We start from the raw sequence: 20,152 nt of genomic DNA on the forward strand, positions 1-20,152 counted from the left end.
ACCATGCGGGTCCTGTCCGTCGATCTCGGCACCTCCAACACTGTGGCGGTGCTGTCCGCGCACGGCCGCCCACCTCGCGTGATAGAGGTCGACGGGGCCACCACCATGCCGTCGGCTGTCTACGCCAACGAGGATGGCGGGCTCGTCGTTGGTCGGGATGCTGAACGGCGTGCACGGCTGGACCCGGCGCGTTTCGAGCCCAACCCGAAGCGGCGGGTAGACGAAGGGACTCTGCTGCTCGGCGATGTCGTCGTCCCGGTGGTGGACGCGCTAGCGGCGGTCTTGCGGCACGTGATCGACGAGGTTTCCCGGCAGCTAGGTGGCGCCCGGCCTGATGAGGTCCGGTTAACCCACCCCGCGCAGTGGGGGCCTGCGCGGCGAAATGTCCTCTTAGCCGCGGCTAGGCAAGCGGGCATGGGTTCGAACCTGGTGCTGGTTCCCGAACCGGTCGCCGCAGCCGCGCACTTCACTTCGCTAGGGCATCCGATACCGCCAGGACAGGCGCTGGCCGTCTACGACCTCGGCGCCGGAACCTTCGATGTCGCCGTCGTTGCCGCTACCCAGCAAGGGTTCGCGGTCCTGGCCGAGAACGGGCTACCGGACCTCGGTGGCGTTGACGTGGACCAGTTCTTGTTGGAACACGTGGGTCGTCAGGTTTCGAACCGCGACCCAGCGGGGTGGCAGCGATTGTTGCGACCGGAATCCACCGCGGACCGTCGCGCTCGCCGGGCACTGCAAGAGGACATCAAAGCGTCCAAGGAAGCTCTATCGCGGCATCCGCAGACCGAAGTGCCCATGCCGACGCCGTTCCACGACGTCCTGCTGACGCGCGTCGAGTTGGAAGGGCTGATCCGCCCCAGCCTGCTGCGCAGTGTCGAGGTCCTCGCGGGCACCACCCGTGCCACCGGGTTCACCCCGGACCGGTTGGTGGGCATCTACCTCGTCGGCGGGGCCAGCCGGATCCCATTGGTGGCGACGTTGATCGCCGAGCAGTTGCGGGTCGTGCCGACCAGCCTCGACCAGCCCGAGACGGCCGTCGCCCTCGGTGCGCACCTGGTCACCCGCGAGGGCATCAGCATGCGCACCACCACGGTCGAGCCGTCTCCGCCGCAGCAGCCCACTTACACCGGCCCACTCCAGGCGAACTTCCCGATCCCACTGCGCCCGGTAGAGCCGCCGAAGCGTTCGAAGCTACCTCTGCTGATTTCCCTTGCCGCAGTTCTTGTACTTGCCGTAGCAGCAGGGGTCTTCTTGCTGCTACCCAGCAACGATCTACCGAGCGCGGAGTCGTGTCAGACCGAAGGCACCAAGGACTCCCAGGGCTTCACCGACTGCCTACGCCAACTCGCAGGCGATGTCGCCGATGGCGGGCAGTGCAAGACAGGGGATACGCCCGCGGACGTCACCTGTGCCCTGCCGCAGTCCTACACCGTCAACTACGCCCAGTTCGGTTCACGCGAAGACGTCCAGACGCTGTTCGAGACCCAACTCGGCGCTATGACCGAGGGTGATCACGTGGTTGCGGACTGGCGCGGCAACGGTCTGGGCGGCACCTATCGCGCGGGGGTCAAGGACGGCGCGGGGGTCTTGGTCTTCACCGTCGCGGATCGCCCGATCGTCGGCTGGGTGACCCGCGCACCGGCACGCGGCTCCGACACCACCCCGGACTCCCTCGCCGACTTCTTCACCGCCGAGGTCCAGCCCGGGACCTAAGCGGTCGGCACGGGTGTCAGCGCCGCCGATTGCGCAGCGCCATGATCCCGATTACGACCGCCGCGACCAACCCGCCGAGGACGGCGATGTCGATCAGCGTGCTCTCCAGCGCGGACGGCGGTTCGATGGCCACACCCACGATTGTGCCCTACCCCCGGTGGCTCGCCCAGGGCCGCGGGCGGGTCGAGACGGGGTCGGCGCTCAAGGGCGCGCCACTACCGCGCCACTACACTGCGCGGCGATGCGCATCACCGCTTTCCGAGCCCTGCTCGCCGACGAGTTCGGCGCCCACCTGGCCGACACCATCGCCCACGACCACGTCTTCGGCGCCCTCGGCGGCCGCACCGTCGAGCAGGCGCTCGACGCCGGGATCCCGGCCAAGGAGATCTGGCAGGCCGTCTGCGAGGCCTTCGAGGTACCACCCGAACGGCGCTGAGCAGCCACGTCGGTCGGCGTGTCGGTCCCAGGGGTCGAACAGGTGTTCGCTACGCTCCCATCCACAACGGCTCCGTTTGTCCACAGACCGGCGGTGCCCGCCGACAATCGTCGGTCCCTGCCCGTAGCGTGCTCGGCGTGAGCACGAAACAGACCCGAGGTGGATCGAAGATGCCAGCAGCACCCGACCGGGACAAGGCGCTCGAACTCGCCCTTGCCCAGATCGACAAGAACTTCGGCAAGGGCTCGGTGATGCGCCTCGGTGAGGAGGGCCGCGCCCCGATCGCCGTCATCCCGACCGGCGCCATCGCCCTCGATGTCGCCCTCGGCATCGGCGGCCTGCCGCGCGGCCGGGTCGTGGAGATCTACGGCCCGGAGTCCTCCGGTAAGACGACCGTCGCACTGCACGCGGTGGCCAACGCCCAGCGCGCGGGCGGCATCGCGGCGTTCATCGACGCCGAGCACGCGCTCGACCCCGAGTACGCCAAGGCGCTCGGCGTCGACACCGACGCCCTGCTGGTCTCCCAGCCCGACACCGGTGAGCAGGCGCTGGAGATCGCGGACATGCTGATCCGCTCCGGCGCGCTCGACATCATCGTCATCGACTCGGTCGCCGCCCTGGTGCCGCGCGCCGAGATCGAGGGCGAGATGGGCGACAACCACGTCGGCCTGCAGGCCCGGCTGATGAGCCAGGCGCTGCGCAAGATGACCGGCGCGATGAACAACTCCGGGACCACCGCGATCTTCATCAACCAGCTGCGCGAGAAGATCGGCGTGATGTTCGGGTCCCCGGAGACCACGACCGGTGGCAAGGCGCTGAAGTTCTACGCCTCGGTCCGCCTCGACGTCCGGCGCATCGAGACCCTCAAGGACGGCGGCGAGCCGGTCGGCAACCGCACCCGGGTCAAGGTCGTCAAGAACAAGGTCGCCCCGCCGTTCAAGCAGGCCGAGTTCGACATCCTCTACGGCAAGGGCATTAGCCGCGAGGGCTCGCTCATCGACATGGGCGTCGACCAGGCCATCCTGCGCAAGTCCGGCGCCTGGTACACCTACGAGGGCGACCAGCTGGGCCAGGGCAAGGAGAACGCCCGCAAGTTCCTGCTGGACAACCCGGACGTGGCCGACGAGATCGAGAAGCGGATCAAGGAGAAGCTCGGCATCGGTGCCAAGCTCGACGCCGACGAGACCGCCCCGGCCCCCGTCGAGTTCTGATGCCGGAGCGCACCCCCCGGACCGAGGGGGCCGGGTGGTGGCACGAACCCGACCCCGGGGCGGCGGCCGAGACCGCCCCGGGGACCTGGTGGTCGGACGAGCCGGATGTGCCGGACGCGGCCGATGAATCACCGTCCCCGGCCGGGGGAGCCGAGCCGGGGACGTGGTGGAGCGCGGACACGGGTGCGCCGCCGTCGCCGGAACCCGCCGAGAACTGGTGGGCTACCGAGGAACGCCCCCGGCGCCGGGCGTCGCGGTCGCGTGCCGCACCGCCCCGCGAACCGGGGCGCCGGGAGAACCGGGGCGAGCGGCTCGCCGAGCGCGCCGCCGATCGTCCACAAGAGACTCCACAAGGGACGGCGCCGAGCCGTGAACCCGCTGCGCCCACGGCGGATCCGCCGGTCAGTGCAGTCGACCTCGTGCGCGCGAAGCTGGCCGCGCTGCCCAAGCGCGCGCCGGTCGCGCCCGATGACGACGGCCAGCGCCCAACCGCTCGAGCACGGGGAGCGGACCAACCGCGGACCCGCCGCCGCGGCGCGCCCACGGGTCCCGACGGCGACGCCGACCGCTCTGAACCCGACCGCCGCGAACCCGACCGCCCGGAACCTGACCCCGATGAGCTGGCGGCGAAGGCCAGGGACATCTGCTACCGGCTGCTCGCCGCCCGCGACCGGACCAGGGTCGAACTCGCGCAGGCGCTGCGGCGCAAGGAGATCCCCGACGACATCGCCGAGGTTGTGCTCGGCAAGTTCGACAAGGCCGGGCTGATCAACGACGCCGCGTTCGCCGAGAGCTGGGTGCGGTCCCGGCACACCCACCGCGGCCTGGGGCGGCGCGCGCTGGCCACGGAGCTGCGCCGCAAGGGCGTCGACGACGAGATCGTCGCCGAGGCGGTCGCGGCGGTGGACACCGACGCCGAGCAGGAGCGCGCCGCCGAACTGGTCGACAAGAAGCTGGGCGGCGTGCGCGGCCTCGACGAGCAGACCAAGATCCGCCGCCTCGTCGCGATGCTCGCCCGCCGCGGCTACGGCGAGGGGATGGCCTACCGGGTCGTCCGCGCCGCCCTCGACGCCGACGCGGCACGCGACTAGACGCGATCCCGCCGTCACCCCGGGTGATGATCCACCCCGGCGAGCGGACATTTCCGGGGCGTCGAAAAGCGCCCGGCGATGACCTTGAGGGCTGGCCACAGTGGGCAGTGTCACAGGAGACAGTTGCGGTCCGCTTTCCTTGCCGGGCAACGGTTTCACCTGCCTTAACAGTGTACGGTCGACCATGGTGTGTGCGCGAGATCACAGGTCTTGACCACTGCTGGCGAGGGGTCGACCACCCATCGACTCGCCGTATGTGGTACTTGTCACATCTGCCGTTGCAAGGCACAGTCGGCGACGAGCGGTGACGGGTCCCCCAACGGCACGGACCCACGCCGCGACCGGACGTAGGTACGGAGGTGCGACATGTCGAGTACGGAGATCAGCGAGCTGCAGCGGACCATCGGCCAGCTGCGGCAGTGCGTCGGTGCCCTGCGGGCCCGGTACGGCGACGTGCCCGCCGTGCGCAGGCTCGTCAACGACATCGAGCGCATCGATATCGACGTCGCCGACTTCACCACCACCCCGACCGCCCCCATCCCGAGGCGGCCGGAACCGGCTGACGTCGTCGTCGTGCCGGACACCCCGTACGACCCAGCGCTGTGGCACGGCGCCGACGACGAGGGCGTCGGCGGCTACCAGCGCTGAACCACCACACAGCTCAACAACGAGGACACGATGACGTCAGGTGTTGGCGCCCCCACCCGGGCGAGTATCTCCGCGCGCACCCTGCGGACCGACCGGTGGTGGCTCCCGCCCCTGCTCACCAACCTCGGCTTGCTGACCTTCATCGCCTACGCGACGGTCCGCTCGTTCATGGGCAAGTGGTACGTGGTCGAGGAGTACGGCTACCTGACGCCGTTCTACTCGCCGTGCCTCAGTGAGTCCTGCCTGCCGGGATCCAGCCACTTCGGCACCCCGCTACCGGAGCTGCCGGGCTGGATCCCGCTGGGCTTCGTCGCGTTGCCGTTCCTGCTCGGCTTCCGGCTGACCTGCTACTACTACCGCAAGGCCTACTACCGGTCGGTGTGGCAGTCGCCGCCCGCCTGCGCCGTGGCCGAACCGCACGCGTCGTACTCGGGGGAGACGCGCCTGCCGCTGATCGTGCAGAACGCGCACCGCTACTTCTTCTACGTGGCGCTGCTCGTCTCGGTGATCAATACTTACGACGCCGTCGTGGCCCTCACCCACGGCCTCGGCCTGGGGAACCTGGTCCTGCTCACCAACGTGGTCCTGCTCTGGGCCTACACGCTGTCGTGCCACTCCTGCAGGCACATCGCGGGCGGCAGGCTCAAGCACTTCTCCAAGCACCCCGTGCGCTACCGCGCCTGGACCCTCATCTCCAAGCTCAACGTCCGGCACATGCAGTTGGCTTGGACGACCCTGGGCACGCTGGTGCTGACGGACCTCTACGTGATGCTCGTCGCCAGCGGTGCCATCTCCGATTTGCGCTTCTTCTGAACCTGAAGCGGGTAGACATTCTCGAGAGGAACACATGACCGAGGTCGAGCGCCACTCCTACGACGTGGTTGTCATCGGAGCCGGTGGCGCGGGACTGCGCGCGGTGATCGAGGCGCGGCAGCGGGGGCTGCGCGTCGCCGTGGTGTGCAAGTCGCTGTTCGGCAAGGCCCACACGGTGATGGCCGAGGGTGGCTGCGCCGCGTCGATGGGCAACGCGAACTCCAACGACAACTGGCAGGTCCACTTCCGCGACACGATGCGCGGCGGCAAGTTCCTGAACAACTGGCGGATGGCCGAGCTGCACGCCAAGGAGGCCCCAGACCGGGTCTGGGAGCTGGAGACCTACGGGGCCCTGTTCGACCGCACCGCCGACGGTCGCATCAGCCAGCGCAACTTCGGCGGCCACACCTACCCCCGGCTCGCCCACGTCGGTGACCGCACCGGCCTCGAGCTGATCCGCACCATGCAGCAGAAGATCGTGTCGCTGCAGCAGGAGGACTTCAAGGAGTCCGGCGACTACGAGGCCAGGATCAAGGTCTTCGCCGAGTGCACGGTCACCGAGCTGCTCAAGGACGGCGACAAGATCGCCGGGGCGTTCGGCTACTGGCGCGAGTCCGGCCGGTTCATCCTCTTCGAGGCGCCCGCAGTCGTGCTGGCCACCGGCGGCATCGGCAAGTCGTTCAAGGTGACCTCGAACTCCTGGGAGTACACCGGCGACGGGCACGCGCTGGCCCTGCGCGCGGGCGCCACGCTGATCAACATGGAGTTCGTCCAGTTCCACCCGACCGGCATGGTCTGGCCGCCCAGCGTGAAGGGCATCCTGGTCACCGAGGGCGTGCGCGGCGACGGCGGGGTGCTGAAGAACTCCGACGACAAGCGGTTCATGTTCAACTACATCCCGGACGTGTTCAAGGGCCAGTACGCCGACGGCGAGCAGGAGGCCGACCGCTGGTACACCGACCAGGAGACCAACCGGCGCACCCCGGACCTGCTGCCCCGCGACGAGGTGGCCCGCGCGATCAACTCCGAGGTCAAGGCCGGTCGCGGGTCACCGCACGGCGGGGTGTTCCTCGACATCGCCAGCAGGCTGCCCGCCGAGGAGATCCGGCGCAGGCTGCCCTCGATGTACCACCAGTTCAAGGAACTGGCCGACGTCGACATCACCGCCGAGCCGATGGAGGTCGGGCCGACCTGCCACTACGTCATGGGTGGCGTCGAGGTCGACCCCGACTCCGCCGCGGCGAGCGTGCCCGGCCTGTTCGCCGCCGGTGAGTGCTCCGGCGGCATGCACGGGTCCAACCGCCTCGGCGGCAACTCGCTGTCGGACCTGCTGGTGTTCGGCCGCCGCGCGGGTCTGGGCGCCGCGTCCTACGTTGAGTCGCTCGCCGAGCGGCCCGCCGTCGCGCAGTCCGATGTGGACGAAGCGGCCCGGTTCGCGCTCGCGCCGTTCGAGCCGCCTGCCGACGGCGTCGAGGAGAACCCGTACACGTTGCAGAACGAGCTGCAGCAGTCGATGAACGACCTGGTCGGCATCATCCGCAAGGCCGAGGAGGTCGAGCAGGCGCTGGCCAAGCTCGTCGAGATCAAGGCCAGGATCGGCCGGGTCACCGTGGAGGGCCACCGGCAGTACAACCCGGGCTGGCACCTGGCCATCGACCTGCGCAACATGCTGCTGGTCAGCGAGTGCGTGGCCAAGGCGGCGCTGACCCGCACCGAGAGCAGGGGCGGGCACACCCGCGACGACTTCCCGATGATGGACGCCCAGTGGCGCAACACGCTGCTGGTCTGCTCGACCGAGGGTGACGCGCTCGTCCCGGACGTGGTGATCACCCGCAAGGAGCAGGACGCCATGCGCGAGGACCTGGTGGAGCTGTTCGAGCTGACCGAGCTGGAGAAGTACTACACCGACGGTGAGCTCAGCTCCCACCCGGGACGAAAGGACTGAGGTGCCCTACAAGGCGAAGTTCAAGGTGTGGCGCGGCGACGCCGAGTCCGGCGAGCTGCGGGACTTCCTGGTGGAGGTGCACGAGGGCGAGGTCGTCCTCGACATCATCCACCGGCTGCAGGCCACCCAGGCGCCGGACCTGGCGGTGCGCTGGAACTGCAAGGCGGGCAAGTGCGGTTCGTGCTCCGCGGAGATCAACGGCAGGCCCCGGTTGCTGTGCATGACCCGGATGTCGACCTTCACCGAGGAGGAGGTGGTGACGGTCACCCCGATGCGCACCTTCCCGGTGATCCGCGACCTGGTGACCGACGTGTCCTTCAACTACCAGAAGGCGCGGGAGATCCCGTCGTTCACCCCACCCGCGGACCTCGCCCCCGGTGACTACCGCATGCAGCAGATCGATGTGGAGCGCTCGCAGGAGTTCCGCAAGTGCATCGAGTGCTTCCTGTGCCAGAACACCTGCCACGTGGTGCGCGACCACGAGGACAACAAGGAGGCCTTCTCCGGCCCGCGCTTCCTCATGCGCGCCGCGGAGTTGGAGTTCCACCCGCTCGACACCGCCGACCGCGTCCCCGCCGCGCAGGACTCGCACGGCCTCGGCCTGTGCAACATCACCAAGTGCTGCACCGACGTCTGCCCCGAGCACATCGCGATCACCGACAACGCCCTGATCCCGATGAAGGAACGCGTCGCCGACCGCAAGTACGACCCCCTGGTCTGGCTCGGCTCGAAGATCTTCCGCCGCAACGGTTCCTGACCTGGCGTTGAGAGGTGCCCCCGCGGACCCGTGTCCGCGGGGGCACCTCTCATGTGAAGACCTCAGGTTGCAGCGGAGTTCGATGTGGCTGCGGACAGCGGATCAACCGCGGGCACGCGTTACCCGGCGAGCGACGAGGCCCTACCGGTCGCGGTGATCAGCGGGCCCACGGTGCTGACACGCCGGTGCCCGCGAACCCCCCGAGGTCCGCGGGCACCGGTGTGTCAGCGCTGAGGCTCCGGTGGCTCAGCCCCCGCCGCCGGTTCCGGCGCCCGCCGGGTCGGTGGCCGAGAGGGTGGCCGCGGTCTTCTTGCCGCGGCTGAGGCGCCGTTCGACCCAGATGGCGAGTCGGCTCACCGCGTAGTTCACGGCGATGAAGATGACGGCGATGATGAAGTAGACCTGGATGGGGTTGTCCAGGTTCTGGATGATGATCCCGGCGGTGCGCACGGTCTCCTCGTAGCTGATGATGAAGCCGAGCGAGGTGTCCTTGAGCACCACCACCAGCTGGCTGATCAGCGCGGGCAGCATCGCCCGGAACGCCTGCGGCAGCAGGATCAGGCCGAGCACCTGCCCCCGGCGCAGGCCGAGCGAGTCGGCGGCCTCCCGCTGGCCCTTGGGCAGCGAGTTCACCCCGGCGCGCACGATCTCGGCGATGATCACCGAGTTGTACGCGGTCAGCCCGATCACCAGGAACCACAGGTTCGACAGGTCGACGCCGAAGCCGGGCAGCACCCGGGCGGCGAAGAAGATCAGGATGACCACCGGGATGCCGCGGAACAGCTCGATGACCCCGACGACCAGCCAGCGCCACGAGCGGCCCGCGGTGATCCGCAGCACCGCCAGCCCGGTGCCGATCACCAGCGAGAACGCCATCGCCAGCACCGCGGCGACCAGGGTGTTGACCAGCGCGTCGCCCAGCAGCGTCCACACGTTGGTGAAGTTGTCGTCGGCCGGGTCGGTGAGCGGGGCCCACTTCTCGGCCTCGAACTGGCCCTTGTCGGCGAGCCGGTTGCCGACCAGCGCCAACAACCCGGCCAGCACGACGCCCGCGACGACGCTGCCCAGCAGCACGCGGCGGCGGGTGCGCGGTCCCGGCGCGTCGTAGAGCACGGAGGTGCTCATCGGGCGATCGCCACCTTTCGCTCCAACCAGGCCAGCAGCAGGCCGCTGGGGATGGTGATCACCAGGTACCCGATGACGACGCCGAGCAGCACCGGCAGCGCGGCCTCGCCCCTGGCCGAGGTCAACGTGTCCCCGACGGCGAACAGGTCGCCGCCGATGCCGAAGGCGCCCGCGATCGCCGAGTTCTTGATCATCGCGATGACCACGCTGCCCAGCGGCGGCACCACCGTGCGCAGCGCCTGCGGCAGCACCACCGACGACAGCGACTGGCTGAAGGTCAGCCCGACCGCGCGCGCGGCCTCCGCCTGCCCCGCGGGCACCGAGTTGATGCCGCTGCGCACCGCCTCGCAGACGAACGCCGAGGTGTAGAGGACCAGACCGGTGACGCCGAACCAGAAGTACGCGCCGTTGACGCCGATCTCGGGTAGGCCGAACGCGCAGAAGAACAGCACCACCGTCAACGGGCAGTTGCGGAACACGGTGACCCACGCGGTGCCGACCCAGCGCAGCGGCGGGACCGGGGACACCCGGAACCCGGCGATGACCGTGCCCAGCACCAGCGAGCCCAGCGCGGCGAACGCGCAGATCCGCAGCGTCTGCAGGAATCCGTTGAGGTAGAGCGGGAAGTTGTCGATGATGACGTTCACGGGTTGTCTCCGAGCCCGGTAAGGCTCGGGGCGCCCACCGGCAGGCGGGCGCCCCGAGCGCGGGTCAGCCGATCAGCTGCACGCCGCCGTCTCGGGCAGCTTCGGGGTGTTCGGGGCGACCTTGCCCGCGGTGTCCTTCCACGCCTTCTCGTAGCTGCCGTCGTTCGCGGCCGCCTTGAGGGTGTCGTTGATGAACTGGCAGAACTTGGTGTCGCCCTTCTTGATGCCGATGCCGTAGGGCTCGGTGGTGAACGGCTTGCCGACCAGCTTGTACTCGCCGCCGGACTTGTCGACCAGGCCGAGCAGGATCACGTTGTCCGTGGTGACCGCCTGCACCTGGTTGTTCTTCAGCGCGTCGGCGCACTTGGAGTACACGTCGAAGAGCACGATGTTGCTCTCGTCGACGTACTTCTTGATCGTCTCGGCCGGGGTGGAGCCGGTGACCGAGCAGACCTTGGCACCGCTGGACTTGAGCGACTCCGGCCCGGTGATGGCGCTGTCGTCCTTCTTGACCATCAGGTCCTGACCGGCCTCGTAGTACGGCCCGGCGAAGGAGATCCGCTCCTTGCGCTTGTCGTTGATGGTGTAGGTGGCCACGACCAGGTCGACCTTGCCCTGCTCGATGACCTCCTCGCGCACCTTCGACGGGGTCTCGACCCACTCGATCTTGTCGGCGGACAGGCCCAGCTTGGCCGAGACCAGCTTGGCGACCTCGACGTCGAAGCCGGTCGGCTTGTTGTCCAGGCCCTTGAGGCCGAACAGCGGCTGGTCGAACTTCGTGCCGATGCGGATCTTGCCCGACTCGTTGAGCTTGGCCATGGTGGTTCCGGCCTCGAACTTCGCCTGCGCGTCGACCGACGGGTTGGCCGATCCGGAGTCGCTTGACTTCCCGCACGCGGCCATCGAGAGGGCGAGTGCGGCGGTCACGGTGCCGACCATGAGGCCCCGGAGTCGCATGTGTGCTCCTTCGTTGTCGTCGGCTGCGGTCCAGCCGGGTGTGCTGCCTTCTCGGGAGAAGGCGTCAGTGGGTCAGGATCTTGCCAAGGAAGTCCTTGGCCCGCCCGGACTTCGGCGCGGTGAAGAACTCGCTGGGCGTGCTGTCCTCGACGACCTCGCCGTCGGACATGAAGATCACCCGATGGGCCGCCTTGCGCGCGAACCCCATCTCGTGCGTGACCACCAGCATGGTCATCCCGTCCGCGGCGAGCGCGGTCATCACGTCGAGCACCTCCTGGACCATCTCCGGGTCCAGCGCGGAGGTCGGCTCGTCGAACAGCATCACCTTGGGCCGCATGGCCAGCGCCCGCGCGATTGCCGCGCGCTGCTGCTGACCACCGGACAACTGGGCCGGGTACTTGTCCGCCTGGTTGGCGATCCCCACCCGCTCCAGCAACTCCAGCGCGGTCTTGCGCGCCTGCGCCACCGGCAGCTTGCGCACCTTCACCGGCGCGAGGGTCACGTTCTCCAGGATCGTCTTGTGCGCGAACAGGTTGAACGACTGGAACACCATGCCGACCTCGGCGCGCAACCGGGCCAGGTCCTTGCCCTCCGCGGGCAGCGGGCTGCCGTCGACCTCGATGCGGCCCGCGTCGATCGGCTCCAGCCGGTTGATCGCCCGGCACAGCGTCGACTTGCCCGACCCGGACGGGCCGAGCACCACGACCACCTGGCCGCGCGGCACGTCGAGGGTGATCTGCTTGAGCACGTGCAACGGACCGAAGAACTTGTCCACCGCGGCCAAACGGATCATCGGCGCGGTGGTGTTCGGTTCGGTCATGGCGTCCTCCGAGCGCTGGCGTACCGGGTGGCGTCAGGGGTCTGGGGATGGGTGTTCGGGCAACCTACTCCGACTCGCCCGCCACTCCCATGGGCCTTGAGCAACACTTAGGGTCTCAACTCTGTCACACAGCCGATCGGGAACCGTGGAGGTGCGCCGTGCGCGTGCTGCTCGTGGAGGACGACGACCGGGTCGCCGACGCGCTGACCCCCGCCCTGGTGCGCCGCGGCCTCGCGGTGCGCAGGCTCGCCTCGGGGGCCGGGGTGCTGGACCTGGTCACCGAGGTGGACGTGGTCCTGTTGGACCTCGGGCTGCCGGACGTGGACGGGATCGTCCTGTGTCGACAGATCCGCACGGTCAGCGACGTGGCGATCATCGTGGTCTCGGCGCGCGGTGAGGTCGACGACCGGATCCTCGGCCTGCGCGCCGGGGCCGACGACTACTTGGTCAAGCCCTACGACGTCGACGAGTTGGTCGCGCGGGTGCACGCGGTGCGCCGCCGCCGCTCCGACCGCGGCGGTGGGCCCAGCGGCGTGGTCGAGCTCGACGGGGTGCGGGTCGACTTCGACCGTCATGAGGTCACTGTGGACAGTGCGCCGGTTTCCCTGTCGCGCAAGGAGTTCCAGGTCTTCGCGCTCGTCGTCGACGCGCAGGGCGCGGTGTGCGGCCGCGAGCAGATCCTCGCCGAGGTGTGGGGTCGGGCGGGGGCCGCGGAGAACCGGTCGCTGGACGTGCACGTGGCGACGTTGCGCACCAAGCTGGGCCGCCCCGCGCTGATCGAGACCGTTCGGGGGGTCGGGTACCGCTTGTCGGGTCAACCGGGCAGACTCGCTTAAGACGTACTCGGGGGAGGCGCGATGCGGACACGGCTGCTCGGCATGGTGTGGTTCCTGGTCGCCCTGCTGGTGTTCGGCCTCGGCGTGCCGCTCGCGCTCTCGGTCGCCGGGTCCGAGCAGCAGAAGCTGTTCCTCGACCGGCTCACCGACACCAACCGGTTCGCCTCGATGGCCCAGCGCCCGCTCACCGACGACAGCGCGGACTCCATGGTGGAGGAGTTGCAGCGCTACGCCGAGCTGTACGGGGTCGCGGTGCTCGTCGTCGACCAGGACGGCAACTCGAAGGTCGGCTCCGGTCGCGCGGGCGGGTCGGTCCAGGTCGACCTCACCTCCGAGGACGTGCGCCAGCAGGTGCAGCGGGCGCTGGCGGGCCGCAGGCCCGTGTCCGGCGCGCTGCTGCTGCCGTGGGACGACACACCGCTGGTGCTCGCCGGACCGGTGCTGGTCGACGGCGAGGTGCGCGGCGCGGTCATCACGGTCTCGCCGACCGCCAGCAGCCGCACCCGGGTCGTCTGGTGGTGGCTGCTGATCGCCGCGGGCGGGATCCTGTCGTTCGCGCTGGCGCTGATGCTGGCCGTCCCGGTCATCCAGTGGATCCTGCGGCCGGTGCGCAGGCTCGACGAGGCGACCGGCTCGCTGGTGGCCGCGGTGGTCAGCGGTCGCGACACCGAGGGGGTCGGCGACGAGCAGGGACCGCCGGAGCTGCGCAAGCTGGTCCGCTCGTTCGACCAGATGGCGGCCAGCGTCGGCGACGCGCTCGCCGCGCAGCGCGCCTTCGTCGCCGACGCGTCCCACCAGCTGCGCAACCCGCTGACCGCGCTCAAGCTGCGGTTGGTCAACCTGGAGGGGCACGTCGACGTCGACGCCGACGACCACCGGGTGGCCGCGGCCGCGGAGGCCGACCGGCTCAACCGGATCCTCGACGAGCTGCTGGCGATGGCCCGCGCCGAGAACACCGGCGGTGACCTGGTGCCGGTCGACGTGGACGCCGTGGTGGCCGAGCGGGTCGCCGAGTGGGGCGTGGTCGCCGACTCGCGCGAGATCACCCTGAGCACGGCCGGGTCGGTCGGGCGGACCCGGGTCATGGCGCCCGCCCGCGGCCTGGACGGGATCCTGGACGCGCTGCTGGACAACGCGCTCAAGTTCACCGGGTCGGGCAGCGCGGTGGTCGTGTCGGTCGAGCAGGTCTCGACGCGGGTGCTGGTCGGCGTCCGCGACCACGGACCCGGGTTGCGCGCGGGCGAGCTGGAGCGGGCGACCGACCGGTTCTGGCGCAGCTCCACGCACCAGAACGTGCCCGGCTCGGGACTGGGGTTGGCGATAGTCAGCCGAATCGTGGCTAGAACGGGTGGGGACCTGCGATTGGACCTACCCGACGGTGGCGGCTTGCGCGTCACGGTAGAGCTACCTACGCAGATCTAGACCTTCTCGCCCCGGTAGAACCGCTCGGCACCGGGATGCAGCTGCAAGGGGTCTGTCTCGATCGCCGACTGGAGGTCTATAGACAGCGCCGCCGGGGTCTGCTTGGCCAACTCGGGCAGCGCGTCGAAGAACTCCCGGATCAACCCCTCCGCCAGGTCGTCGGACATCTGGTCGGTGACCAGCAGGAAGTTTGGCACGGCCAGGGTGTTCACCGGCCTGCCCGCCAGGTGGTAGATCGACGCCGGGATCGACGCCGAGTTGTAAACCGGGTACTGCTTGCGCAGCGCCGGGATGTCCTCCGCCAGGTCGAGCAACCGGATCGGCAGCACGTCGCCGAGGCTGGAGATGGACGGGGTGGGCAGCCCGCCGGACCAGAAGAACGCGTCGACCGTCCCCGCCTTGAGCGCCTTCACCGAGGACGCCAGGTCCATCGACTGCTGGGTGAGCATGCCGGGGGTGTCCAGGCCGGTCAGCGCCAGGATCCGCTTGGCGATGAACTCCACCCCGGAGTCCTTCGCGCCGATGCCCACCCGCATCCCGCGCAGGTCGGACAGCTCCTGGATGCGGCCGTCGTCGCGGACCACCACGTGCAGGTAGTCGTCGTAGATGCGCGCCAGCGCCCGCGGCACCCGCGGCCCGGTGGTCGGCTTGGAGGCCACGTCCGCGGCGCTGAAGGCGATGTCGACCTCACCCGCGAGCAGCTTCTTGACGTTGTCGGGCGACCCGCCGGTCTCCAGCACCTCCGGCCGGTCCATGCCCAGCCTCGCCTGCCACACCCCGGCCATGAACTGCGAGATCGTGTTGTAGACCCCGGACTTGTTGCCCGCGGCCACCCGCAGCCGCACCGAGGGGAACTGCGCCTCGCACGCGGCGAGCAGCGTGAGCGCCACGACGAGGACCGCGATCGTCCTGCGTCTCCCACCGCCGCGCGCCATGGCACGATCGTGCCAGAGGCGCCGGGTCCGTTCACCGGGAATCGGTTGGCGGGTGCTCGACGTCCGTTCGCCGCCGCGTACCCTCGGACACCGAGATGAGCGCGCGCACCTACCAAGTCCGCACCTACGGGTGCCAGATGAACGTCCACGACTCCGAGCGGCTGTCCGGCCTGCTGGAGGACGCGGGCTACGTCGCCGCGCCCGAGGGCGCGCAGGCCGATGTCGTCGTGTTCAACACCTGCGCGGTGCGGGAGAACGCCGACAACAAGCTCTACGGCAACCTCGGGCACCTGGCGCCAGCCAAGACGGCCAACCCCGACATGCAGATCGCGGTCGGCGGCTGCCTGGCGCAGAAGGACCGCGGCGAGATCGTCCGCCGGGCCCCCTGGGTCGACGTGGTGTTCGGGACGCACAACATCGGCTCGCTGCCGACCCTGCTCGACCGCGCGCGGCACAACCGGCACGCCGAGATCGAGATCCTGGAGTCGCTGGAGGTCTTCCCCTCCACGCTGCCCGCCCGCCGCGACTCCGCGCACTCGGGCTGGGTGTCGATCTCGGTCGGCTGCAACAACACCTGCACGTTCTGCATCGTCCCGTCGCTGCGCGGCCGCGAGCGCGACCGGCGCCCCGGCGACGTGCTGGCGGAGGTGTCCGCGCTGGTCGCCGAGGGCGTGCTCGAGGTGACCCTGCTCGGCCAGAACGTCAACTCCTACGGCGTGGAGTTCGGCGACCGCTACGCGTTCGGCAAGCTGCTGCGCGCCTGCGGCGGCGTCGAGGGCCTGGAGCGGGTCCGGTTCACCTCCCCGCACCCGAAGGACTTCACCGACGACGTCATCGCCGCCATGGCCGAGACGCCGAACGTGTGCCACCAGCTGCACATGCCGCTGCAGTCGGGCTCGGACCGGCTGCTGCGCGAGATGCGCCGCTCGTACCGGTCCGCGCGCTACCTGTCGATCATCGACAAGGTCCGCGCCGCCATGCCGGACGCGGCGATCACCACCGACATCATCGTCGGCTTCCCCGGTGAGACCGAGGCGGACTTCCAGGCCACGCTGGACGTGGTCGCCCAGTCCCGGTTCGCCAGCGCGTTCACCTTCCAGTACTCCAAGCGCCCGGGGACCCCCGCCGCGACCATGCCCGACCAGCTGCCCAAGGAGGTCGTGCGGGAGCGCTACGACCGGCTGGTCGAGCTGCAGGACGACATCGCCTGGCAGCTGAACAAGGAGCAGGTCGGCCGGGTCGTCGAGGTCGTGGTGGCCACCGGCGAGGGCCGCAAGGACGCCGACACGCACCGCATGAGCGGCCGCGCCCGGGACAACCGCCTGGTCCACTTCACCCCCGGCGACCACCCGATCCGCCCGGGCGACGTGGTCGAGACGGTCATCACCTACGCCGCCCCCCACCACCTGGTCGCCGACGGCGCCCTCCGGTCGCACCGCCGCACCCGCGCGGGCGACAACCACGAAGCGGGCCTGCGCCCCAAGACCCCCGGCGTCACCCTCGGCCTCCCCGGCTTCGGCGTACCCGCCCCGGCCACCGGAGGCTGTGGATGACCGCCGCGAACGAGGAGGAGCTGGCCTCCCTCCGCGCCGAGATCGACGCCGTCGAACGCTCCGCCCCGGTAGACCTCGGCTTCCGGGCCGTCATCCTCGCCATAGCCGTCTTCACCCTGATCGTGGGCTACGTCCTCCCCTGGATGGGCTCCGCAGCAGGCTGGCAAGTCCTCCTAGCCACCGGCGACGCCACCGGCAAGGCAGGCGCCGTCCCCCGCCTCTTCGCGGGCACCGCCCTCGCCTTCGGCATCCTGGCCTCTGCCCTAGCCCTCTCCCTGCGCCGCTGGACCCTCACCTGGATAGCCGCCCTCGGCGGCTGGTTCGCCGCGGTGGACGGCCTCCTGGCCATCTGGACCCGCCAGTCGACGGCAGGCTTGAACTCCCCGGGCCCCGGCATCGGCCTCATCATCAGCGAGGCCGCCATGGTCGTCCTAGCCGCCCTCTGGCTAAAAACCGCCTGGTCCCGCCCCGCCCAACCCCGCTAGCACCCCCCTTCTGGGCCCACCGCCACCCCCGCCCCGCCTCCCCGGCTGCTGACGCCCCGCACCTATCGCGTCCCCCAGCCCTACCCCCTTTGTCCACCGTCGGTAGCCCCACCGGCTCCCGTCAGCCCGTGGGCGAGCTCTTGCCCCCGGCAGCCCACCGCTCTCGTCTGCCTTTCGGGTAGCCCTACCGGGCGTTCGTTTGCTCCGGTGGCCCTGCCGCTCTTGTCGGACCTCGGGCGGCCCTGGCTTACCTTGGTGGTCTTGCCGTTCTCGTTGGCTTTCGGGTGGCGCTGCTGGGTGTTTGTTTGGTCCGGTGGTCCTGTCGCTCTTGTCAGCCCTGGGCGGTTCTACAACCTCGGCCTATCCCGGGAGTCCTGCCGTTCTCGTGTGCCTTCGGGTAGCTCTACCGGCCTTCGCTGGCCTCGGTAGCTCTGCCACTCTCGTCGACTGCTGGGCGGCATACCGGCCTGGTCTACCTCGGCCGTCTTGCCGTTCTCGTGTGCGTTGGGTGGCCTTCGCTTGCTCCGGCGGCCCTGCCAGCCCCTGGCCAACCCCGACAGTCCTACCGCTCTCGCTTGCCTTTGGGCGGTCCTGCCGCCTTCGCTCTGGTAGCCCTACCGCCCTTGTTAGCCTCGGTAGCCCTACCCATCCCCGCCTGCCCCGGTAGCCCTACCTCCACCCCCGCACCCCTCTTCGCGCGCACTCCCGAGTCCAGCCCGGCCCCCACCCTCTCCGGGGGGCGGCCCCGGTGCCAGTCTATCGCTTCTGACCTGCGGAGGAAGGGGGGCTGGTGCGCGGTGGACAAGTGCGGGGGTTGTGGATAACTCGGTCCGCAGGTCGGCGGCGTGGGGTGGGGGAAGTTCAGCCGGTTGGGGGACTAGGGCGACCAGTTCGACTGCGGGGGTGCCGTCTCGGGCGTAGGGGGTGGGGGAGCGGGAATGCCAAACGGCCCCGGGGCGGGTGCGCCGGGGCCGTTTGGGGGGGATGTTCTAGCGGGTCGCGACCGCCTGCTCGGCGGCGGCGAGCCACTCGCGCCACTGGGCGGCCTGGGCCTCGGCCTGCTCGGCGCGGCGCTTGTCGCCCGCGGCGCGGGCCTTGGCGGCCTGGGTCTCGAACTGCTGGACCCGCTCGCGGAACTGCGCAGCCCGTGCCTCGGCTTCGGGGTCGGTCCGGCGCCACTGGGCGTCGGCCGCGGTGCGGACCTTCTCCTCGACCGTGCGGAGCCTGCCCTCGAGCTCGCGGATGCGCTCGCGCGGCACCTTGCCGATCGCCTCCCAGCGCTCCTGCACCTTGTGCAGCGCGGCGCGGGCGGCGTCGAGGTCGGTGATGGTGATCTTCTCCGCCTCGGCGAGCAGCTCCTCCTTGAGCCGCGCGTTCTCGGCGAACTCGGCGTCGCGCTCGTCGAAGACCGCGGAGCGGTGGGCGAAGAACGCGTCCTGCGCCGCCCGGAACCGCTGCCAGAGCGTGTCGTCGGCGTCCTTGGGCGCGCGTCCGGCCGCCTTCCACTCCAGCATCAGTTCCTTGTAGCGACCGGCCGTGGTGCCCCAGTCGTCGGACTGCGACAGGCGCTCGGCCTCCTCGACCAGCTCCTGCTTGCGGGACTTGGCGGTGGCCCGCTGGCGGTCCAGGTCGGCGAAGTGCGAGCCGCGCCTGCGGTTGAACGTGTCGCGGGCCTTGGAGAAGCGCCGCCACAGCTGCTCGTCGGTCTTGCGGTCGACGCCCTTGATCGTCTTCCACTCGTCGAGGATGGTGCGCAGCCGGTCGCCCGCCACCTTCCACTGGGTGGACTCCTCGGCGAGCTTCTCCGCCTCCTCCACCAGTTCCTGCTTGCGCGCGACCGAGCCCGCCCTGGCCTCTTCGCGGGCGTGCTTGGCCGCCTCCACCGCGACGGAGGCGTTGGCCAGCACGTAGTCGATCCGGGCGGCCAGCCCGACGAGGTCGCCGACGACGTGCGCCTCGGCCAGGCCGTCCTGGATGTGCTTGGCGTTGGTCGCCGCCTGCTTGGGGTCCCCGGAGCCCGATGCCAGCCGCGAGGCCAGCAGTTCGACCTCGGTCCGGATGTCGTCGAAGCGGCGGGCGAAGTGCGCGAGACCCTCCTCGGGCTCACCCGCCTGCCAGGACCCGACCGCCCGCTCACCGTCGGCGGTCCGCACGTACACGGTGCCCTCGGCGTCCACCCGGCCCCACTTGCCCGGGTCGTTGGACGCGACGGACACCTGCGGACCGCTGTCGGTCACCGGGGCGCTCGCCGCGGGGGCGCGGGTCGCCACGACCTGGCTGGGCGGCGGCACGTCGGCGGGCGTGGCGTCCACGAGCACCGGCGCCTGCTCGGCCGCGGGCGGCTCCTCGGCGGGTGCCTGCTCGGTCGCCGCCTCGTCTCCAGCCGTTGACGACTCGTCCGACGGCTCGTCGGCCGCCTGCTCCTGGCCGGGTGCGGACTGCGCGGGCTCCTGCTCCCCGGTGGGGCCGGACTCGGTGGGTGACGGTGCCTCGGGCTGCTCGGCCTGGACCGGCGCGGCCACCGCGGCCTGGTCCGGCTCGCCGCCGCTGTCGTGCTCCGCCACTGCCCCGACGCTGTGGTCCCTGTCCGTCATGGCCGACTCCTCCTGCCTGCGTGCCCGCGTCCACGCGCGGACGCCCCGCTCACGCGGGGCCCAGCACTGTGCGAACGGCCCCTCGGGCCGTGCGGCTTGCTCCTACCCGGGCGCATTCAAACAGGTCAAGAGGCGCCTGGGTACTCCGGAGGGCCGCAATGGTC

At 70.3% G+C, this 20,152-nt stretch carries 18 protein-coding genes; 12 read left to right on the forward strand and 6 right to left on the reverse strand.

What is annotated here, in order from left to right:
- Positions 1–3: 3 nt before the first annotated feature.
- From LV75_RS00160 to LV75_RS00195, 8 genes are all read left to right on the forward strand, one after another.
- Positions 4–1,713 (forward strand): Hsp70 family protein, encoded by a 1,710-nt coding sequence (locus LV75_RS00160; RefSeq protein ID WP_253884490.1) that lies wholly within the window; start codon positions 4–6, stop codon positions 1,711–1,713.
- Positions 1,714–1,954: 241 nt separating this feature from the next.
- On the forward strand, positions 1,955–2,149 hold the full coding sequence (locus LV75_RS00165) for a DUF3046 domain-containing protein (protein WP_253884491.1): 195 nt from the start codon (positions 1,955–1,957) through the stop codon (positions 2,147–2,149).
- Between the two features lie 170 nt (positions 2,150–2,319).
- The gene (recA, locus tag LV75_RS00170) at positions 2,320–3,360 is read left to right on the forward strand and encodes a recombinase RecA (RefSeq protein ID WP_253884492.1); all 1,041 of its coding nucleotides are present in this window, start codon (positions 2,320–2,322) and stop codon (positions 3,358–3,360) included.
- Between the two features lie 620 nt (positions 3,361–3,980).
- Entirely contained in the window at positions 3,981–4,451 is a 471-nt protein-coding gene (locus LV75_RS35770; RefSeq protein ID WP_253884982.1) for a regulatory protein RecX, read from the forward strand.
- 366 nt (positions 4,452–4,817) lie between these two features.
- Positions 4,818–5,099: an Rv0250c family protein gene (locus LV75_RS00180; RefSeq protein WP_253884493.1), complete on the forward strand. Its 282-nt coding sequence runs from the start codon at positions 4,818–4,820 to the stop codon at positions 5,097–5,099.
- Positions 5,100–5,129: 30 nt separating this feature from the next.
- Positions 5,130–5,912: a succinate dehydrogenase subunit SdhC gene (gene sdhC, locus LV75_RS00185; RefSeq protein ID WP_253884494.1), complete on the forward strand. Its 783-nt coding sequence runs from the start codon at positions 5,130–5,132 to the stop codon at positions 5,910–5,912.
- A gap of 34 nt (positions 5,913–5,946) precedes the next feature.
- Positions 5,947–7,857 carry a fumarate reductase/succinate dehydrogenase flavoprotein subunit gene (locus LV75_RS00190; protein ID WP_253884495.1) on the forward strand — a complete coding sequence of 637 codons (1,911 nt, stop codon included), beginning with the start codon at positions 5,947–5,949 and terminating at the stop codon, positions 7,855–7,857.
- A 1-nt stretch (position 7,858) separates the two neighbouring features.
- Positions 7,859–8,614 (forward strand): succinate dehydrogenase/fumarate reductase iron-sulfur subunit, encoded by a 756-nt coding sequence (locus tag LV75_RS00195; protein WP_253884983.1) that lies wholly within the window; start codon positions 7,859–7,861, stop codon positions 8,612–8,614.
- A gap of 246 nt (positions 8,615–8,860) precedes the next feature.
- Here the strand turns inward: LV75_RS00195 and LV75_RS00200 are convergent, their stop codons facing one another.
- From LV75_RS00200 to LV75_RS00215, 4 genes are all read right to left on the reverse strand, one after another.
- Complete coding sequence (locus LV75_RS00200; protein WP_253884496.1) at positions 8,861–9,739, reverse strand: amino acid ABC transporter permease; 879 nt, start codon at positions 9,737–9,739, stop codon at positions 8,861–8,863.
- Positions 9,736–10,386, reverse strand: coding sequence for an amino acid ABC transporter permease (locus LV75_RS00205; protein ID WP_253884497.1), 651 nt, complete (start codon positions 10,384–10,386; stop codon positions 9,736–9,738). The genes LV75_RS00200 and LV75_RS00205 overlap by 4 nt, the downstream gene beginning before the upstream one ends.
- A 72-nt stretch (positions 10,387–10,458) precedes the next feature.
- Positions 10,459–11,343, reverse strand: a complete 885-nt coding sequence (locus LV75_RS00210; RefSeq protein WP_253884498.1) for a glutamate ABC transporter substrate-binding protein — start codon at positions 11,341–11,343, stop codon at positions 10,459–10,461.
- 64 nt (positions 11,344–11,407) lie between these two features.
- On the reverse strand, positions 11,408–12,136 hold the full coding sequence (locus LV75_RS00215) for an amino acid ABC transporter ATP-binding protein (RefSeq protein WP_253884984.1): 729 nt from the start codon (positions 12,134–12,136) through the stop codon (positions 11,408–11,410).
- A gap of 185 nt (positions 12,137–12,321) precedes the next feature.
- Between LV75_RS00215 and LV75_RS00220 the strand changes: the two genes are divergently transcribed.
- Together LV75_RS00220 and LV75_RS00225 are read left to right on the forward strand one after the other, a co-directional pair.
- On the forward strand, positions 12,322–12,999 hold the full coding sequence (locus LV75_RS00220) for a response regulator transcription factor (protein ID WP_253884499.1): 678 nt from the start codon (positions 12,322–12,324) through the stop codon (positions 12,997–12,999).
- A 21-nt stretch (positions 13,000–13,020) separates the two neighbouring features.
- Complete coding sequence (locus tag LV75_RS00225; RefSeq protein WP_253884500.1) at positions 13,021–14,421, forward strand: sensor histidine kinase; 1,401 nt, start codon at positions 13,021–13,023, stop codon at positions 14,419–14,421.
- Here LV75_RS00225 and LV75_RS00230 read toward each other — a convergent pair.
- A complete protein-coding gene (locus LV75_RS00230; protein WP_253884501.1) occupies positions 14,418–15,356 on the reverse strand; it encodes a TAXI family TRAP transporter solute-binding subunit in 939 nt (312 codons plus the stop codon). The two genes, LV75_RS00225 and LV75_RS00230, sit on opposite strands and share 4 nt — an antisense overlap.
- Before the next feature lie 95 nt (positions 15,357–15,451).
- On the opposite strand from LV75_RS00230, the gene miaB reads away from it, so the two are divergent.
- Entirely contained in the window at positions 15,452–16,909 is a 1,458-nt protein-coding gene (gene miaB, locus LV75_RS00235) for a tRNA (N6-isopentenyl adenosine(37)-C2)-methylthiotransferase MiaB (protein WP_253884502.1), read from the forward strand.
- Complete coding sequence (locus LV75_RS00240) at positions 16,906–17,394, forward strand: Rv2732c family membrane protein (protein WP_253884503.1); 489 nt, start codon at positions 16,906–16,908, stop codon at positions 17,392–17,394. Before miaB ends, LV75_RS00240 begins: the two co-directional genes overlap by 4 nt.
- A gap of 989 nt (positions 17,395–18,383) precedes the next feature.
- Here LV75_RS00240 and LV75_RS00245 read toward each other — a convergent pair.
- On the reverse strand, positions 18,384–19,988 hold the full coding sequence (locus LV75_RS00245; protein ID WP_253884504.1) for a DUF349 domain-containing protein: 1,605 nt from the start codon (positions 19,986–19,988) through the stop codon (positions 18,384–18,386).
- Positions 19,989–20,152 lie beyond the last annotated feature (164 nt).

Origin of the sequence: Actinokineospora diospyrosa (assembly GCF_024171925.1) — a bacterium.
Taxonomy (GTDB): Bacteria; Actinomycetota; Actinomycetes; order Mycobacteriales; family Pseudonocardiaceae; genus Actinokineospora; species Actinokineospora diospyrosa.

Bases quoted from the DNA above. Each gene is read 5' to 3' on its own strand.
- LV75_RS00160 (WP_253884490.1), top strand. From the start codon at position 4: ATGCGGGTCCTGTCCGTCGATCTCGGCACCTCCAACACTGTGGCGGTG.
- LV75_RS00165 (WP_253884491.1), top strand. From the start codon at position 1,955: ATGCGCATCACCGCTTTCCGAGCCCTGCTCGCCGACGAGTTCGGCGCC.
- recA (WP_253884492.1), top strand. From the start codon at position 2,320: ATGCCAGCAGCACCCGACCGGGACAAGGCGCTCGAACTCGCCCTTGCC.
- LV75_RS00180 (WP_253884493.1), top strand. From the start codon at position 4,818: ATGTCGAGTACGGAGATCAGCGAGCTGCAGCGGACCATCGGCCAGCTG.
- sdhC (WP_253884494.1), top strand. From the start codon at position 5,130: ATGACGTCAGGTGTTGGCGCCCCCACCCGGGCGAGTATCTCCGCGCGC.
- LV75_RS00190 (WP_253884495.1), top strand. From the start codon at position 5,947: ATGACCGAGGTCGAGCGCCACTCCTACGACGTGGTTGTCATCGGAGCC.
- LV75_RS00200 (WP_253884496.1), bottom strand. From the start codon at position 9,739: ATGAGCACCTCCGTGCTCTACGACGCGCCGGGACCGCGCACCCGCCGC.
- LV75_RS00210 (WP_253884498.1), bottom strand. From the start codon at position 11,343: ATGCGACTCCGGGGCCTCATGGTCGGCACCGTGACCGCCGCACTCGCC.
- LV75_RS00215 (WP_253884984.1), bottom strand. From the start codon at position 12,136: ATGATCCGTTTGGCCGCGGTGGACAAGTTCTTCGGTCCGTTGCACGTG.
- LV75_RS00225 (WP_253884500.1), top strand. From the start codon at position 13,021: ATGCGGACACGGCTGCTCGGCATGGTGTGGTTCCTGGTCGCCCTGCTG.
- LV75_RS00230 (WP_253884501.1), bottom strand. From the start codon at position 15,356: ATGGCGCGCGGCGGTGGGAGACGCAGGACGATCGCGGTCCTCGTCGTG.
- miaB (WP_253884502.1), top strand. From the start codon at position 15,452: ATGAGCGCGCGCACCTACCAAGTCCGCACCTACGGGTGCCAGATGAAC.
- LV75_RS00240 (WP_253884503.1), top strand. From the start codon at position 16,906: ATGACCGCCGCGAACGAGGAGGAGCTGGCCTCCCTCCGCGCCGAGATC.
- LV75_RS00245 (WP_253884504.1), bottom strand. From the start codon at position 19,988: ATGACGGACAGGGACCACAGCGTCGGGGCAGTGGCGGAGCACGACAGC.